Genomic DNA, 14,216 nt, shown 5'->3' with positions numbered 1-14,216 from the left:
GTCTAAGGAGTCAGGCCACCGGAGGTTGGGGCTTAAGGCTTTGCATGGCCTGTTTCCAGGCCGGCTCGTGATGGGGCATATCGTTGACCGTGGTGGTCAGGGTGGTGATCAGCACCGCCGGCTTACGTTCGACGAACACCTGGCGCAGCATCAGCTCGCGGCCTTCGCGCTTCCAGCTGTAGTCCAGCAGCACGGCGGCGTGGCCATGCATGTCGAAGTCCCAGCGCTTGATCAGGTTGAACTCGGGCAGCTGCTGTTCAGCGCTGCTCAGTTGCCGGGCCACGTAGTCCGCGAAGCTGGCGTCGCCCTGGCTCGGGTCGCGGCTGATGACAAAACTGGCTTCCTGGGCGCCGCCGACAGCGGGCAGCTTGAAGATGTTGATGCTCTGATCCTGCCAGGAATCGGGGATATCGAGATCGGCTTCTTGAAGGCGGTAAGAGGACAAGGGCTTGGCATTCCATGCTGAAAAGGGGGGGGCGTGCTGCGGCAAATCTTCAAGCAATGCTCGACAACAATCAAGGAACCCGTCGGCAACTTTGGACGAACGCATCATCGCCCATGCCAGTGCCATGCCCGGACTCAGCGCGCGTCGAGGCAGGAGGCGTAGGCACGGGCGAAGCGCCGCTCGAACGTGAGGGCCTGGGGTTCCTCGGGATCTATGGTGACGTTCCACAAGGCTTGCTGCGCCACGTCGTAACGGACCCAGCCGATGATTCCACTGCCGGAGGTTTCATAGAACAACTGCAGGCTCAGCTGCTCGCCATCATCCTGGTCGATCAGCAGCTTGAGCTTGTCCGGGGTGGTGAAGTCGCGGTAGGGATAATCGCTGCTGCGCACCATTTCGGTGAGGTAGCCATAGCAGCCCTGGCCCGGAGCCGACTCATCGGCCGGGACGGACAACGGTGTACCGACAAGCAGCAGGCCAAGGCCTGCGAGACTCAGGTGCCGCATGATTGCCCCTTGAGGGTCAGGGTCTGGACCTGGTCGTTGATTTCAATACGTGCCAGCACCTGGCGGTCATGGGACTCCTGGTACTCGCTGAAGTTGTTGCGTTTGAGAATGTTGAGGGTGACCCGGATGCCTGCGCTGGCATTCCGGTACTCGCTGCGTTCCGGGCCTTGCGCCGCGCCAGTGAGCTCCACCAGCTGGCCACCGGTCTTGAGGTAGAGGAACTGCTCCGCCACCTCCACCAGCAGCCGCGGCGCCTTGGCCGCCACCTTGTAGCCCTCCTGGGCCAGCGAGTAGCCACAGATCCAGGAAGCGGAGCTGTCGTACTTCTGGCTGTGAAACCAGTTGAGGGCCTCGCGATAGCCAATCTGGTCCAGGTGCGCTCCGGCCGAGGCCGCTGGCACCCCCAGCGCAAGCGCACCGCCCAGGGCCATGGCAACGCAACCCGGGGCTAACAGCCGGCGCAGCAGGACGGTCAATGCAGGAGGGGTGTTGATCGAGCGGGTCATCCTTGGCCTTGAGTCACGACGCAAACAGACGGGCATCCTAGCCACGCCCGTTGGCCTTCGCAAGCTGCGCCGGCGGTTTGCACCAGGCAAAAAAATAGGCACCCGATGCGCTCGGCGTGCCTATTTCCCCTGTGCGCTCCCGCTGGCGGGAGCCCACTCAATGCTTATGGATTGACGCTGTCTTTCAACGATTTGCCGGGCTTGAATGCCACGGTGTTGCTGGCCTTGATCTTCACTGGTTCGCCGGTCTGCGGGTTCTTGCCGGTGCGGGCGCCACGATGGCGTTGCAGGAAGGTGCCAAAACCGACCAGGGTGACGCTGTCTTTGCGGTGCAGGGCCCCGGTGATTTCCTCGAGGATGGCGTTGAGCACGCGGTTGGCCTGTTCTTTGGTCAGGTCCGCTTTTTCAGCAATGGCTGCGGCGAGTTCGGGTTTACGCATAGTGTGAAGCCTCTTTGACGGTTTTTTGTTGTTATGTCCGTGCTGTTCACGGGAACAGCGCCCAAGGCGCCGCAGGCTCTACACTGCGGCAGACGGGAGTGAGGATGGCACGCGCTTGAGAGTGACGCCAGTCTCCCGGCGTCCTTTGTAGGGGCAAAAAGCCGGTTAATCCGACAGAACGACCCGTATTCAGGCCAGCAGCGCCGGAAGCTCCTTGTTCAGGGCCAGTTTTTCCATCACTGCCGCCCCGGTCAGGGCGTAACCCAGCAACTGGCCGTTGGCATCGCGGCACAGGACCTTGATGTCGGCCCCCTGCCCCTCGGCCGTCCAGACACCCTCGGCGCCCCGCGGCGGTGGCGACACCACCAGCGGGCAGACCGGCGTCTTGACGGTGATCGGCATCGGCCCGTAGCTGACGGCCGTCGGCTTGCCGGCCAGGGTCTGCGCCAGGGCCCGGGCACAGCTCATCAGCGGCAGCACATACAGCAGGTTCAAGCCATCGACCTCGGCGCAGTCGCCCAGGGCGTAGATGTTGGCATGGGAGGTCTTGAGCTCGCGGTCCACCACCACGCCTCGATTGACCATCAGCCCGGCAGCGGCGGCCAGGTCGATGCGCGGTCGCAGGCCAATGGCCGAGAGCACCAGATCGCAGGCGATCACCTGGCCATCGGACAGATGGGCCTCGAGGCCGTCGGCATTGCGTTGCAAGCGGTTGAGCACCGGGCCCAGGTGGAAGCGCGCCCCCAGGCTCTCCAGCCCAGCCTGGACCGCCGCGGCGGCAGCCGGGTGCAACAGGGTCGGCATGACCTGCTCGCAAGGCGCCACCAGGTCTACCTCATAACCGCCAACGATCAGGTCGTTGGCAAATTCGCAGCCGATCAGGCCAGCACCCAGCAGCAGCACCCGGCGCTTGCCGGCAGCGGCGCCCCGGAAGCGGGCATAGTCTTCCAGGTCGTTGATGGGGAAGACCAGCTCGCCGGCGTCACCCTGTACCGGCACTCGCACGGTTTCCGCGCCCCAGGCCAGGACCAGGTCGCGATAGACCACGGCCTCCTCGCCGATCCACAGGCGCTTGTGACCCGGGTCGATGCCGCTGATCCGGGTATGGGTGCGCACCTCGGCCTTGAGCTGCTCGGCCATCGCGCCTGGCTCGGCCATGCTCAGGCCGTCGGCATCCTTGTTCTTGCCAAAGCCGGTGGAGAGCATCGGCTTGGAATAGGAGCGACCGTCATCGGCAGTGATCAGCAGCAACGGCGTGTCGCCATCGAGCTTGCGAAATTCCCTGGCCAGGTTGTACCCCGCCAGGCCTGTCCCTACGATCACTACCGGTGCGCTCATTCCTTGCTCCTTTTTTTATTGGTCATTGTCTGCAGAAGTCGATCAAGCGATCTCGATCATTTCAAAGTCGGTCTTGCTCACGCCACAATCCGGGCAGAGCCAGTCTTCAGGCACATCTTCCCAGCGGGTGCCCGGTGCAATACCGTCATCCGGCCAACCTTCCGCTTCGTTGTAGACCAAGCCACAGACCACACACTGCCACTTCTTCATTGATGCATATCCTCGGGAATTCAGGCTTCGCCGGCGGGGCGGTCGATGGGTCGACTCTGGAGGGCCCCCATGCTGATCAGCATCCGGCACTGGGGTTTTTACTGGTCGCTACTGGCAGATGCAAGCACGTTCGTGCCGCCTGGCGCCCAGGGTCAATCAAAACCGGCGGCTGCCATGCTAAGCTCGCCGCCTCATTTGCTGCCAATAACGACTCACCGTGCCGCACTCAATGTCCCCCGCTCCGGCCCCGAGCTGGCTGGTGCAAAGCCGCTTGTCCCCGATTCCCGGCGCACTCGTGGCCAACTGGCTGTTCGATGAAGGATCGCTGACCCGACGCCTGACCCGCCTCTCCAACGATGGCTTCAGCGTCACGCCCCTGCTGGAGCAATGGCAGACCCTGCGCAGCGACGAATGCGCGGCCCTGGGCCTTGCCGAGCACAGCCAGGGCTGGGTCCGCGAGGTGTACCTGCGAGGGCATGGCGAAGCCTGGGTCTTCGCCCGCAGCGTCGCTGCCCGTAGCGCCCTGGAAGAAGGCGGGCTGAACATCGACGAACTGGGCAGCCGCTCCCTGGGCGAGTTGCTGTTCTGCAACGAAGCCTTCACCCGCCAGCCCATCGAAGTCTGCCGCTATCCCCGGGAATGGTTGCCCGAGGCCGTTGCGGACAGTGGCCTGTGGGGCCGGCGTTCACGCTTCGATCGCGGGTCCTTGAGCCTGCTGGTGGCCGAAGTCTTCCTGCCCGGCCTGTGGCACGCCATAGACACCCAATCGGAGGCCTGCTGATGTACCTGCGCCTGCTCAAGTCCCTGAACCGCCTGCATCCGCGCACCTGGGATTTCCTGCAACTGACCCGCATGGACAAGCCCATCGGCATCTACCTGCTGCTGTGGCCAACCCTGAGCGCCTTGTGGATCGCCGCCAAGGGCGCACCGTCCCTGAGCCATGTGCTGATCTTCGGCCTGGGTGTGGTCCTGACACGGGCCGGCGGCTGCGCGATCAACGACTTCGCCGATCGCAAGGTCGATGGCCAGGTCAAGCGCACCGACCAGCGCCCGCTGGCCACCGGCAAGGTCAGCGCCAGGGAAGCCCTGCTGTTGTTCGCGGTGCTCATGGGGCTGGCCTTCCTGCTGGTGCTGTGCACCAACGCCACCACGGTCTGGCTGTCGTTCGGCGCCCTGGCCCTGGCCGCCTGCTATCCCTTCACGAAGCGCTACACCTATTACCCGCAGGTGGTGCTGGGGGCGGCGTATTCCTGGGGCATCCTGATGACCTTCACTGCCCAGGACAGCCAGCTGCCGGCCACCGCGTGGCTGCTGTATATAGCGAACCTGCTGTGGACCGTGGGTTACGACACCTACTACGCGATGACCGACCGTGACGATGACCTGAAGATCGGGGTCAAGTCCACGGCGATTTTGTTCGGGGACGCCGACCGGGTGATCATTCTCACCCTGCAGGGCCTGTCCCTGGGCTGCCTGCTGCTGGCGGGCCTGCGTTTCGACCTGGGGGGCTGGTTCCACCTGGGGTTGCTGGTGGCAGCGGCGTGCTTCGCCTGGGAGTTCTGGTACACCCGGGATCGCGACCGGATGAAGTGCTTCAAGGCCTTCCTGCACAACCACTGGGCAGGCATGGCGATCTTTATCGGGGTAGTGCTGGACTACGCGTTGCGCTAGACCGTCAAGCAAGGCCCTGCGGGCCTTTGCGCAGCTTCGCAGGCTCAGCAGCGGCTACAGGACTTGTAGCCGCCACCGGCAGGGTTATTGCTTGGCGACCTTCCAGGCACCATCCATCTTCCCTTCGCCGGTCATGTCGCCGGCCTTCTTGTCCATCACGAAACCGTACAACGGCTTGCCGTCGTAGGCCCACTGCATCTTGCCGTCGTCACGCTTGATCACCGTCCACTTGCCGTCGGCCTTGTCACTGCCCTCGGCCATCAAGGGCGGCCAGTTGGCAGCGCATTTGTCGTTGCACATGGATTTACCATCGGCATCCTTGGCAAAGGTGTAGAGGGTCATGCCCTTGTGATCCACCAGCATGCCGTCCTTGCTCATCGCAGGATCGGCGGCCAGGGCGAATGTCGGCAGGGCCAGTGCAGCGCCCACCAGCAGGACTTTCAGGGATTGCTTGAACAGAGTCATGGAAACCTTCTTTGGTGGTTGTCAGGAATCGGACTCAAAGCTTAGTCGACGAACTGACGCCTCGCCCCGCGAGCTGAAATACTGTCACACGACTGCAATAATTCCGTTATCTAATGCGGCGCAAGACAGTTAAATGACAAGAGGTTCAAGCATGGTTGGCAGAAGCATTCTGATCGTTGACGACGAAGCGCCTATTCGCGAAATGATCGCCGTTGCGTTGGAAATGGCCGGCTATGACTGCATGGAGGCAGAGAACTCCCAGCAGGCCCATGCCATCATCGTCGACCGCAAGCCGGACCTGATCCTGCTGGACTGGATGCTGCCGGGAACGTCCGGTATCGAGCTGGCACGCCGCCTCAAGCGCGACGAGCTGACCGGCGACATCCCGATCATCATGCTCACCGCCAAGGGCGAAGAGGACAACAAGATCCAGGGCCTGGAAGTCGGCGCCGATGACTACATCACCAAGCCGTTCTCGCCGCGCGAACTGGTCGCCCGCCTCAAGGCCGTGCTGCGCCGCGCCGGCCCGTCCGATGGCGAAGCGCCGATCGAGGTCGGCGGCCTGCTGCTGGACCCCATCAGCCACCGTGTGACCATCGACGGCAAGCCGGCGGAAATGGGCCCCACCGAATACCGCCTGCTGCAGTTCTTCATGACGCACCAGGAGCGTGCCTACACCCGCGGCCAGCTGCTGGACCAGGTCTGGGGTGGCAACGTGTACGTCGAGGAGCGCACCGTGGACGTGCATATCCGCCGGCTGCGCAAAGCCCTGGGTGATGCCTACGAGAATCTGGTACAAACCGTGCGCGGCACCGGCTATCGGTTTTCAACCAAAGGTTGAAAGCCGCTGCAAGCTGTCAGCCACAAGCGGCAAGTAGAAGCCGATCTGCTTTGATTTGAAGCTTGCAGCTTGAAACTTTTCACCGTCCGAAGGACCGATTGTGAATCAAAACTGGCATGGCACCCTGATTCGCCACATGTTGCTGTTGATCACCGGCTGCCTGCTGGTGGGCCTGATCAGTGGCTACTACGGCTGGAGCCTGGCGGCCGGCCTGGGAATCTACCTGGCCTGGACCCTCAAGCAGCTGCTGCGCCTGCACGAATGGCTGCGCCTGCACCAACCCGACGAAGCGCCCCCCGACGGCTACGGCCTGTGGGGCGAGGTATTCGACAGCATCTATCACTTGCAACGCCGCGACCAACGGGTCCGCGGGCGCCTGCAAGCGGTGATCGACCGGGTCCAGGAGTCCACCGCGGCTCTCAAGGATGCGGTGATCATGCTCGACAGCGACGGCAACCTGGAGTGGTGGAACCGTGCCGCCGAAACCCTGCTGGGCCTCAAGACACCCCAGGACAGCGGCCAGCCGGTGACCAACCTGGTACGCCATCCGCGCTTCAAGGAATATTTCGAACAGGACAGCTATGCCGAGCCGCTGGAGATCCCCTCCCCGGCCAACGACCGCGTGCGCATCCAGCTGTACATCACCCGCTATGGCAACAACGAGCACCTGATGCTGGTGCGCGACGTGACCCGCATCCACCAGCTGGAACAGATGCGCAAGGACTTCATCGCCAACGTGTCCCATGAGCTGCGCACGCCGCTGACGGTGATCTGCGGCTACCTGGAGACCCTGCTGGACAACGTCGAGGAAGTGAACCCGCGCTGGAGCCGCGCCCTGCAGCAGATGCAGCAGCAAGGCGGGCGCATGCAGACCCTGCTCAACGACCTGCTGTTGCTGGCCAAGCTGGAGGCCACCGATTACCCCTCGGACAACCAGCCGGTGCCCATCGACGGGCTGTTGCAATCGATCAAGAGCGACGCCCAGGCGCTGTCCGGGGAGCGCAACCAACGCATCACCCTGGAGGCCGACGCCTCGGTACTGCTCAAGGGCAGCGAGGCGGAGCTGCGTAGCGCCTTCTCCAACCTGGTGTTCAACGCGGTGAAGTACACACCCGCCGAAGGCAATATCCGCATCCGCTGGTGGGGTGACGAACAGGGCGCGCACCTGAGTGTGCAGGACTCCGGGATCGGCATCGACAACAAGCACCTGCCACGCCTGACCGAGCGTTTCTATCGGGTGGACTCGAGCCGCAACTCCAACACGGGGGGCACCGGCCTGGGCCTGGCCATCGTCAAGCACGTGCTGCTGCGGCACCGCGCACGCCTGGAGATCAGCAGCGTGCTGGGGCATGGCAGCACCTTCACCTGCCATTTCGCCCCGGCCCAGGTGAAAAAAAACCGCACCACCAGCCTTGCCGACCAGCGCTGACAGCGGCCTCCCCCTAGGCAATCGCCCTGTCAGCCGCTACATTGCGTAGCTTGTGCCTGCGCTCCAGGCACCGTATCGCCCTCTTTTTCGAATACATGGAACCCGCAAAACCCCATCATGGACCCTTCCCCTGGTTTTACCCTCGCGTCTCTGTTCGCCGACTTCGGCATGATTCTTTTCGCTCTGATCCTGGTTGTGCTCAACGGCTTCTTCGTGGCCGCCGAGTTCGCCATGGTCAAGCTGCGCTCGACCCGCGTCGAAGCCATCGCCCACAAGAACGGCTGGCGCGGGCAGATCCTGCGCACCGTGCACAACCAGCTCGATGCCTATCTCTCGGCCTGCCAGCTGGGCATCACCCTGGCCTCCCTGGGCTTGGGCTGGGTCGGCGAGCCTGCGTTCGCCCACCTGCTGGAGCCCCTGCTGGGCGCCGTGGGCGTGAGCTCCCCGGAAGTGATCCGCGGCGTGTCGTTCTTCACTGCATTCTTCATCATTTCCTACCTGCACATCGTGGTCGGCGAACTGGCGCCCAAGTCTTGGGCGATCCGCAAGCCGGAGCTGCTGTCGCTGTGGACCGCCGTGCCGCTTTACCTGTTCTACTGGCTGATGTACCCGGCCATCTACCTGCTCAACGCCAGCGCCAATACCATCCTGCGCATCGCCGGCCAGGGCGAGCCCGGCCCGCATCACGAGCATCACTACAGCCGTGAAGAACTCAAGCTGATCCTGCACTCCAGCCGCGGCCAGGACCCAAGCGACCAGGGCATGCGGGTACTGGCCTCGGCGGTGGAAATGGGCGAGCTGGAAGTGGTGGACTGGGCCAACTCCCGCGAAGACCTGATCAGCGTCGACTCCACGGCGCCGCTCAAGGACGTCCTGGCGCTGTTCCGCCGCCACAAGTTCAGCCGTTACCCGGTCCATGACAGTGAGCGCAACGAGTTCATCGGCTTGCTGCACATCAAGGACCTGCTGCTGGAACTGGCGGCCCTGGACCATATCCCGGCGTCGTTCAACCTGGCCGAGCTGACCCGTCCGTTGGAACGCGTATCGCGGCATATGCCGCTGTCCCAGTTGCTGGAACAGTTCCGCAAGGGCGGCTCGCACTTCGCCCTGGTGGAGGAAGCCGACGGCAAGGTGATCGGCTACCTGACCATGGAAGACGTGCTTGAAGTGCTGGTGGGCGACATCCAGGACGAACATCGCAAGACCGAGCGCGGCATCCTCGCCTACCAGCCAGGCAAGCTGCTGGTACGCGGTGATACCCCGCTGTTCAAGGTCGAGCGCCTGCTGGGCATCGACCTGGACCATATCGAGGCCGAGACCCTTGCCGGCCTGGTGTACGAGACCCTGAAACGGGTGCCGGAAGAGGAAGAAGTGCTGGAAGTCGAAGGCCTGCGCATCATCATCAAGAAGATGAAGGGGCCGAAGATCATCCTGGCCAAGGTCCTGATGCTCGACTGATCGAGCCCTCGCCAGCCAGTCGGCTCCGGTGCGAGCCGGCTGGCCATCGCTCCCCTATTTAGTATTGCCCAAGGCAAAGTTCGGCAGCTCCCCCAGGGGCTGGCTGAACTGATAGGGAATCGACACCAGCCCCAACCCGGTGTTGCGCTGCACCACGAAGTGCAGGTGCGGCCCGCTGCTGTTACCGGTGTTGCCCGAAAGCCCCAGCGGGCTGCCCACCGCCACTCGCTGGCCCTCGCGCACGCTCACCGACCCTTGCTTGAGATGCAGGTACACGCCCATGGTGCCGTCGTCGTGCAGCACCCGGACGAAATTGCCGGCTGGATTGTCGCCCCGGCCACTCTGGGCATTCTCGGTCTTGACCACCACCCCGCCACGGGCCGCGATGATCGGCGTGCCCACCGGCATCGCGATGTCCATCGCATAGCGGCTCTTGGGGCTGAAATGGCTGTACTGGCCGTTGGCACCCTGGGTCAGGCGAAATGGCCCGCCTCGCCAGGGCAGGGGATAGCGGTAGGCCTGAGCGGCCCCTATCGGATCGCCCAGGGAGTAACGAAACCTGGGGACATAGCTCAGGGGCTGATTGCTGCGGGTCGCCGTCAACAGTGCCAGGCGTTGCCTGCTGCGGGCCGGCAGCACCCGGCGGATCGGCTGCCCGGGTGCACCACTGACGTTGTTCAGCCCGGCAAAGCCCAACTCCACCTCCACCGGCGCGTATAGGTCGTTACGTACATACAGCGCGTCCACACCCTTGTGCTTCTGGATATCCAGGCGCACCTGGCGCTCCAGGTGTTCCTCCATGCGATCACGGAACACGAACGCCTGCGCCCCCGGCGAAGGCCGATCGCTGTAGGACACCACACCATCGGCATCGACAGACTTGTAGACCGTCGTCGCCGCCAGCGAACTGGCGACCATGGACAGGCCACAAAGGAACAGCAGGCGTAGGAACATTGGGCAGCTTCTTGGCAGGGTATGCCTCACGCTAGCAAGCCGATATGGAGGTTGTATGAATCAGGCGGGCGCCAGGGGCTCGATGCCGCCAGCACCGAAGTGAATGTCCACCCCCATCTGCGTGGCCTCGCAGAGGTTGACCAGCGCATCGAGGGAGAACTTGTTGATCCTGCCGCTAAGCACATCGTTGAGCCGGGGCTGGGTGATATTGAGGCGCTTGGCCGCCTCTTTCTGCGACACTCCCCAGGCCTGCACGGTCTTGCCCAGTTCCAGCATCAGTTTGGCCCGCAGGCGCATGTTGGCGGCCTCCTGGGGGGTGGCTTCAAGGGCATCCCAGACACTGGCAAAGCGCTGGTTGATCTGTTGGTCAGTCATGGCATGAACCTGCTTGCTGAAATCTGGCACGAGCCAGCTCGATATCCCGCGCTTCGGTCTTGCGGGTGGTCTTGCGCACCGCGTGCAGCACATAGATAGCTGCAGGCCGCCTGACCACATAAAACACCCGAAACGCCCCTGAATCTTCATGAATCCTAATTTCGAAAACACTCGGGCCGATGGTTTTCACCGACCTGCAATCGTAGGGCTGTTCGCCCCGCTGCAGCAGATCCAGCTGAAACCCGGCAGCCCGACGGGCATCTTCAGGGAATGCCCTGAGATCCCGCAGCGCGCTCCCGACAAACACCACATCCTTGTGCCTGGGCATTGAACTTCTCCTGTTAATGACCAGGAGCAAGGCTAATCAAGACTGCCAGGGCTGGCCGCACCGGGTTGTTTCAAGGCATGGCCGCAAGGGGTGAATCAGGTAGAGCGCTCCCTGCAATTTATATCCAAACAGATATAAATCAAGCACGAGACAATTAATCAGACGTACGGCGCAAAGTCGGCCAAGCCCCGCGGCCTGAGGGTTATGGCCAAGTGTTGCGTGTTGTTGGCAGGATCGAGGGGTAGCGCAGCAGCCGACCTGGGCGGTTGGCAAAAAACCTGTGTGGGAAAGTGTTTCCAGCAGATTTGCACATCAGTGCAGGAGCTGGCTTGCCAGTGCCTGCACTGATGTGCGCGGGGAGGATCAGGCGCCGGGAACGAAATGCTTCTGCGCCGTGCCGCGGGCGATCAGGCGGGAGATGTAGTCGAGCTTCTGCGCATCCTGGTCGACGAAGCGGAAGGTCAACTGCAGCCATTCGCTGTCGGGCTTGGGCTCGAGCGCCACCACCGCATGCAGGTAGCCGTTGAGCCGTGCCACTTCGGCGTTGTCGCCCTGCTCCAGATCCAGCACCGCGCTCTCCAGGACCTGTGGCAGGTTGTCGGTACGCTTCACTACCAGCAACGCCTCCTTGATGCTCAAGGCCTTGATCACACACTGCTGGTTGCCGCTGGACAGCCGCAACTGGCCCTGGCCACGGCCGCCGCTTGCCGCGGGGGCGGCAGCAGGCGCCTTGACCGGAGGGCTGTTGAGCAAACCGCGAGCCGGCGCAGCAGCTGCCGGGGCCGGAGCTGGGGCCGCCGGCTTGGCGAACGGGTTGACCGGAGCCGAAGCCCCCACCACGGCCGCCTTGCCGCCGGTCAGGGCGCTCAGGGAGTCGTTGCCGAAGGCCGAGTTCATCTTGGTCGGCGCACTGTTCATCAGGGTGTCGAGCTTGCCGACCTTGTTCAGCGCCTGCTTGACCTTGGTCAGCAGCTGCTCGTTGGTGAACGGCTTGCTGACATAACCGGAAACCCCGGCCTGGATCGCCTGCACCACGTTTTCCTTGTCGCCCCGGCTGGTCACCATGACGAACGGCATGGTCTTGAGCGCTTCCTGCCCACGGCACCAGGTCAGCAGTTCCAGACCGGACATTTCCGGCATTTCCCAGTCGCACAGGACCAGGTCGAAGGCTTCGCGGGCGAGCATCGCCTGGGCCTTCTTGCCGTTGACTGCATCTTCGATCTTGATTCCGGGGAAGTAGTTGCGCAGGCACTTCTTCACCAGGTCACGAATGAACGAAGCGTCGTCCACCACCAACACACTTACCTTACTCATCGACCACCCCTCTAAAAATCCCGGCAAGCATAACGCTGGCTGATGGCACTTTGCCAAAACTCTTCAGTCACGCCGGGACTTTTCGTTCGCGGGTGCTGCTTTTCGAATTCAAGGGCCGCAAACAAAAACGCCCGGCCAAAAGGCCGGGCGCTCTTCTCGGGCAATCTTAATTATCGTCAGCTTCACCTGGAACATTAGCGGATTCGCTGCTCGATCCTTCAACTTCTTCCTTCATGCGCTTGAGGCCCAGATGGCGGACATCGGTGCCGCGTACCAGGTAGATCACCAGCTCGGAAATGTTGCGCGCGTGATCGCCGATCCGCTCCAGCGAACGCAATACCCAGATGATGCTCAAGACCCGTGAGATAGAGCGTGGGTCTTCCATCATGTAGGTGGCCAGCTCACGCAGCGCGGTCTTGTACTCACGGTCGATGATCTTGTCGTACTGGGCCACCGACAGGGCCAGGTCGGCATCGAAGCGGGCAAAGGCATCCAGGGCATCGCGCACCATGTTGCGCACCTGGTCGCCGATATGCCGCACTTCCACGTAGCCACGCGGGGCTTCGCCCTCTTCGCACAGCTGGATGGCCCGGCGGGCGATCTTGGTGGCTTCGTCGCCGATGCGCTCCAGGTCGATCACCGACTTGGAGATGCTGATGATCAGGCGCAGGTCGGAAGCCGCAGGCTGGCGACGGGCGAGGATGCGCAGGCACTCCTCGTCGATGTTGCGCTCCATCTGGTTGATCTGCTCGTCGATCTCGCGCACTTGCTGGGCCAGCCCGGAGTCGGCCTCGATCAGCGCGGTGACGGCGTCGTTGACCTGCTTCTCCACCAGCCCGCCCATGGCCAGCAGATGGCTGCGTACCTCTTCCAGCTCGGCATTGAACTGCTGGGAGATGTGATGGGTTAAGCCTTCCTTCGAAATCATCGTGTTCGCTCCGCGAAAGTTGCAAGCTTCAAGCCGCAAGCTTCAAGCAGTTAAATATTGATCCGGATACCGCGCACAGCCGCTATCTTGCCGCTTGAAGCCTGCGGCTCGCAGCTGCTTTCTAGCCGTATCTGCCTGTGATGTAGTCTTCGGTCTGCTTCTTCGCCGGGTTGGTGAACAGCGTATCGGTGTCGCCGAATTCCACCAGCTTGCCCATGTACATGAACGCGGTGTAGTCGGAAACCCGCGCCGCCTGTTGCATGTTGTGAGTCACGATGACGATGGTGAACTTGGACTTGAGCTCGTAGATCAGCTCCTCGACCTTGAGGGTCGAGATCGGGTCCAGGGCCGAGCAGGGTTCATCCAGCAACAGCACTTCAGGTTCCACGGCGATCGTCCGGGCGATCACCAGGCGCTGCTGCTGACCGCCAGACAGGCCCAGGGCCGAGTCGTGCAGGCGGTCCTTGACCTCATCCCACAGCGCCGCGCCCTTGAGCGCCCACTCCACGGCTTCGTCGAGCACGCGCTTCTTGTTGATGCCCTGGATGCGCAGGCCATAGACCACGTTCTCATAGATGGTCTTGGGGAACGGGTTGGGCTTCTGGAACACCATGCCGACCCGGCGACGCAGCTCGGCCACGTCTTCGCCCTTGCGGTAGATGTTGTTGCCGTAGAGGTTGATCGCACCCTCCACGCGGCAGCCGTCCACCAGGTCGTTCATGCGGTTGAAGGTGCGCAGCAGGGTCGACTTGCCGCAGCCGGACGGACCGATGAAGGCAGTCACGCGCTGCTTGGGGATGTTCATGCTGACGTCGAACAGCGCTTGTTTCTCGCCGTAGAACAGGCTCAGGCCGGGCACTTCGATGGCCACGGTTTCCTGTTCCAGGCTCAGGCTCTGCTTGTCGCGGCCCAGGGCAGACATATTGATGCCGTGAGTGTGGGTTTCGTGTTGCATGGGTGACTCCCTACGCTAACAAATTCGTTTCAGTGAACCGCAGCGACAAGGCC

Annotated in this window: 18 protein-coding genes; 5 read left to right on the top strand and 13 right to left on the bottom strand. The window is 62.8% G+C overall.

Annotated elements, in window-relative coordinates; all coding sequences use genetic code 11:
- Window positions 1-10 precede the first annotated feature (10 nt).
- The 6 genes from LGQ10_RS19835 to LGQ10_RS19810 all read right to left on the bottom strand — a co-directional run bounded on the left by LGQ10_RS19835 (window position 11) and on the right by LGQ10_RS19810 (window position 3,445).
- Window positions 11-445, bottom strand: a complete 435-nt coding sequence (locus tag LGQ10_RS19835) for a DcrB-related protein (RefSeq protein ID WP_058436906.1) — start codon at window positions 443-445, stop codon at window positions 11-13.
- A 134-nt stretch (window positions 446-579) separates the two neighbouring features.
- Window positions 580-951, bottom strand: coding sequence for a hypothetical protein (locus LGQ10_RS19830; RefSeq protein ID WP_226522961.1), 372 nt, complete (start codon window positions 949-951; stop codon window positions 580-582).
- Window positions 939-1,457, bottom strand: a complete 519-nt coding sequence (locus tag LGQ10_RS19825; protein WP_058436908.1) for a hypothetical protein — start codon at window positions 1,455-1,457, stop codon at window positions 939-941. Before LGQ10_RS19825 ends, LGQ10_RS19830 begins: the two co-directional genes overlap by 13 nt.
- Window positions 1,458-1,621: 164 nt before the next feature.
- Entirely contained in the window at window positions 1,622-1,897 is a 276-nt protein-coding gene (locus LGQ10_RS19820) for an HU family DNA-binding protein (protein ID WP_011064269.1), read from the bottom strand.
- Window positions 1,898-2,086: 189 nt separating this feature from the next.
- Window positions 2,087-3,235 carry an NAD(P)/FAD-dependent oxidoreductase gene (locus LGQ10_RS19815; protein WP_058433215.1) on the bottom strand — a complete coding sequence of 383 codons (1,149 nt, stop codon included), beginning with the start codon at window positions 3,233-3,235 and terminating at the stop codon, window positions 2,087-2,089.
- A 42-nt stretch (window positions 3,236-3,277) separates the two neighbouring features.
- The gene (locus LGQ10_RS19810) at window positions 3,278-3,445 is read right to left on the bottom strand and encodes a rubredoxin (protein WP_058433214.1); all 168 of its coding nucleotides are present in this window, start codon (window positions 3,443-3,445) and stop codon (window positions 3,278-3,280) included.
- A 217-nt stretch (window positions 3,446-3,662) separates the two neighbouring features.
- On the opposite strand from LGQ10_RS19810, the gene LGQ10_RS19805 reads away from it, so the two are divergent.
- Window positions 3,663-4,226: a chorismate--pyruvate lyase family protein gene (locus LGQ10_RS19805; RefSeq protein WP_226522960.1), complete on the top strand. Its 564-nt coding sequence runs from the start codon at window positions 3,663-3,665 to the stop codon at window positions 4,224-4,226.
- Window positions 4,226-5,116, top strand: coding sequence for a 4-hydroxybenzoate octaprenyltransferase (gene ubiA / locus LGQ10_RS19800; protein ID WP_058437512.1), 891 nt, complete (start codon window positions 4,226-4,228; stop codon window positions 5,114-5,116). The genes LGQ10_RS19805 and ubiA overlap by 1 nt, the downstream gene beginning before the upstream one ends.
- A gap of 84 nt (window positions 5,117-5,200) precedes the next feature.
- Here ubiA and LGQ10_RS19795 read toward each other — a convergent pair whose 3' ends face one another.
- On the bottom strand, window positions 5,201-5,581 hold the full coding sequence (locus LGQ10_RS19795) for a hypothetical protein (protein WP_058437513.1): 381 nt from the start codon (window positions 5,579-5,581) through the stop codon (window positions 5,201-5,203).
- 151 nt (window positions 5,582-5,732) lie between these two features.
- Here LGQ10_RS19795 and phoB point away from each other — a divergent pair, with 151 nt between their 5' ends.
- The 3 genes from phoB (at window position 5,733) to LGQ10_RS19780 (ending at window position 9,309) form a co-directional block, all read left to right on the top strand.
- On the top strand, window positions 5,733-6,422 hold the full coding sequence (gene phoB, locus LGQ10_RS19790; protein ID WP_022641884.1) for a phosphate regulon transcriptional regulator PhoB: 690 nt from the start codon (window positions 5,733-5,735) through the stop codon (window positions 6,420-6,422).
- Window positions 6,423-6,558: 136 nt separating this feature from the next.
- Window positions 6,559-7,851, top strand: a complete 1,293-nt coding sequence (gene phoR, locus LGQ10_RS19785; RefSeq protein WP_264194098.1) for a phosphate regulon sensor histidine kinase PhoR — start codon at window positions 6,559-6,561, stop codon at window positions 7,849-7,851.
- A 117-nt stretch (window positions 7,852-7,968) separates the two neighbouring features.
- Window positions 7,969-9,309, top strand: a complete 1,341-nt coding sequence (locus LGQ10_RS19780; protein WP_226522958.1) for a hemolysin family protein — start codon at window positions 7,969-7,971, stop codon at window positions 9,307-9,309.
- Window positions 9,310-9,363: 54 nt separating this feature from the next.
- On the opposite strand, the gene LGQ10_RS19775 is transcribed toward LGQ10_RS19780, so the two are convergent.
- The 6 genes from LGQ10_RS19775 to pstB all read right to left on the bottom strand — a co-directional run bounded on the left by LGQ10_RS19775 (window position 9,364) and on the right by pstB (window position 14,163).
- Complete coding sequence (locus tag LGQ10_RS19775; protein ID WP_058437035.1) at window positions 9,364-10,263, bottom strand: peptidoglycan DD-metalloendopeptidase family protein; 900 nt, start codon at window positions 10,261-10,263, stop codon at window positions 9,364-9,366.
- Window positions 10,264-10,323: 60 nt separating this feature from the next.
- Window positions 10,324-10,638: a helix-turn-helix domain-containing protein gene (locus LGQ10_RS19770; protein WP_058437036.1), complete on the bottom strand. Its 315-nt coding sequence runs from the start codon at window positions 10,636-10,638 to the stop codon at window positions 10,324-10,326.
- Window positions 10,631-10,966 carry a type II toxin-antitoxin system RelE/ParE family toxin gene (locus tag LGQ10_RS19765; RefSeq protein WP_226522957.1) on the bottom strand — a complete coding sequence of 112 codons (336 nt, stop codon included), beginning with the start codon at window positions 10,964-10,966 and terminating at the stop codon, window positions 10,631-10,633. Before LGQ10_RS19765 ends, LGQ10_RS19770 begins: the two co-directional genes overlap by 8 nt.
- Window positions 10,967-11,329: 363 nt before the next feature.
- On the bottom strand, window positions 11,330-12,280 hold the full coding sequence (locus LGQ10_RS19760) for a response regulator (protein WP_226522956.1): 951 nt from the start codon (window positions 12,278-12,280) through the stop codon (window positions 11,330-11,332).
- A gap of 166 nt (window positions 12,281-12,446) precedes the next feature.
- Window positions 12,447-13,208, bottom strand: a complete 762-nt coding sequence (gene phoU / locus LGQ10_RS19755; protein WP_058434715.1) for a phosphate signaling complex protein PhoU — start codon at window positions 13,206-13,208, stop codon at window positions 12,447-12,449.
- Window positions 13,209-13,329: 121 nt separating this feature from the next.
- Complete coding sequence (gene pstB / locus LGQ10_RS19750; RefSeq protein WP_016964959.1) at window positions 13,330-14,163, bottom strand: phosphate ABC transporter ATP-binding protein PstB; 834 nt, start codon at window positions 14,161-14,163, stop codon at window positions 13,330-13,332.
- Window positions 14,164-14,216 lie beyond the last annotated feature (53 nt).

The sequence above is a fragment of the Pseudomonas sp. L5B5 genome (assembly GCF_020520285.1).
In the GTDB taxonomy this organism is placed as follows: Bacteria; Pseudomonadota; Gammaproteobacteria; order Pseudomonadales; family Pseudomonadaceae; genus Aquipseudomonas.
This window is presented reverse-complemented; position numbering and strand designations above follow the sequence as displayed.

Bases quoted from the DNA above. Each gene is read 5' to 3' on its own strand.
- LGQ10_RS19830 (WP_226522961.1), bottom strand. From the start codon at position 951: ATGCGGCACCTGAGTCTCGCAGGCCTTGGCCTGCTGCTTGTCGGTACA.
- LGQ10_RS19825 (WP_058436908.1), bottom strand. From the start codon at position 1,457: ATGACCCGCTCGATCAACACCCCTCCTGCATTGACCGTCCTGCTGCGC.
- LGQ10_RS19820 (WP_011064269.1), bottom strand. From the start codon at position 1,897: ATGCGTAAACCCGAACTCGCCGCAGCCATTGCTGAAAAAGCGGACCTG.
- LGQ10_RS19815 (WP_058433215.1), bottom strand. From the start codon at position 3,235: ATGAGCGCACCGGTAGTGATCGTAGGGACAGGCCTGGCGGGGTACAAC.
- LGQ10_RS19810 (WP_058433214.1), bottom strand. From the start codon at position 3,445: ATGAAGAAGTGGCAGTGTGTGGTCTGTGGCTTGGTCTACAACGAAGCG.
- ubiA (WP_058437512.1), top strand. From the start codon at position 4,226: ATGTACCTGCGCCTGCTCAAGTCCCTGAACCGCCTGCATCCGCGCACC.
- LGQ10_RS19795 (WP_058437513.1), bottom strand. From the start codon at position 5,581: ATGACTCTGTTCAAGCAATCCCTGAAAGTCCTGCTGGTGGGCGCTGCA.
- phoB (WP_022641884.1), top strand. From the start codon at position 5,733: ATGGTTGGCAGAAGCATTCTGATCGTTGACGACGAAGCGCCTATTCGC.
- phoR (WP_264194098.1), top strand. From the start codon at position 6,559: ATGTTGCTGTTGATCACCGGCTGCCTGCTGGTGGGCCTGATCAGTGGC.
- LGQ10_RS19780 (WP_226522958.1), top strand. From the start codon at position 7,969: ATGGACCCTTCCCCTGGTTTTACCCTCGCGTCTCTGTTCGCCGACTTC.
- LGQ10_RS19775 (WP_058437035.1), bottom strand. From the start codon at position 10,263: ATGTTCCTACGCCTGCTGTTCCTTTGTGGCCTGTCCATGGTCGCCAGT.
- LGQ10_RS19770 (WP_058437036.1), bottom strand. From the start codon at position 10,638: ATGACTGACCAACAGATCAACCAGCGCTTTGCCAGTGTCTGGGATGCC.
- LGQ10_RS19765 (WP_226522957.1), bottom strand. From the start codon at position 10,966: ATGCCCAGGCACAAGGATGTGGTGTTTGTCGGGAGCGCGCTGCGGGAT.
- LGQ10_RS19760 (WP_226522956.1), bottom strand. From the start codon at position 12,280: ATGAGTAAGGTAAGTGTGTTGGTGGTGGACGACGCTTCGTTCATTCGT.
- phoU (WP_058434715.1), bottom strand. From the start codon at position 13,208: ATGATTTCGAAGGAAGGCTTAACCCATCACATCTCCCAGCAGTTCAAT.
- pstB (WP_016964959.1), bottom strand. From the start codon at position 14,163: ATGCAACACGAAACCCACACTCACGGCATCAATATGTCTGCCCTGGGC.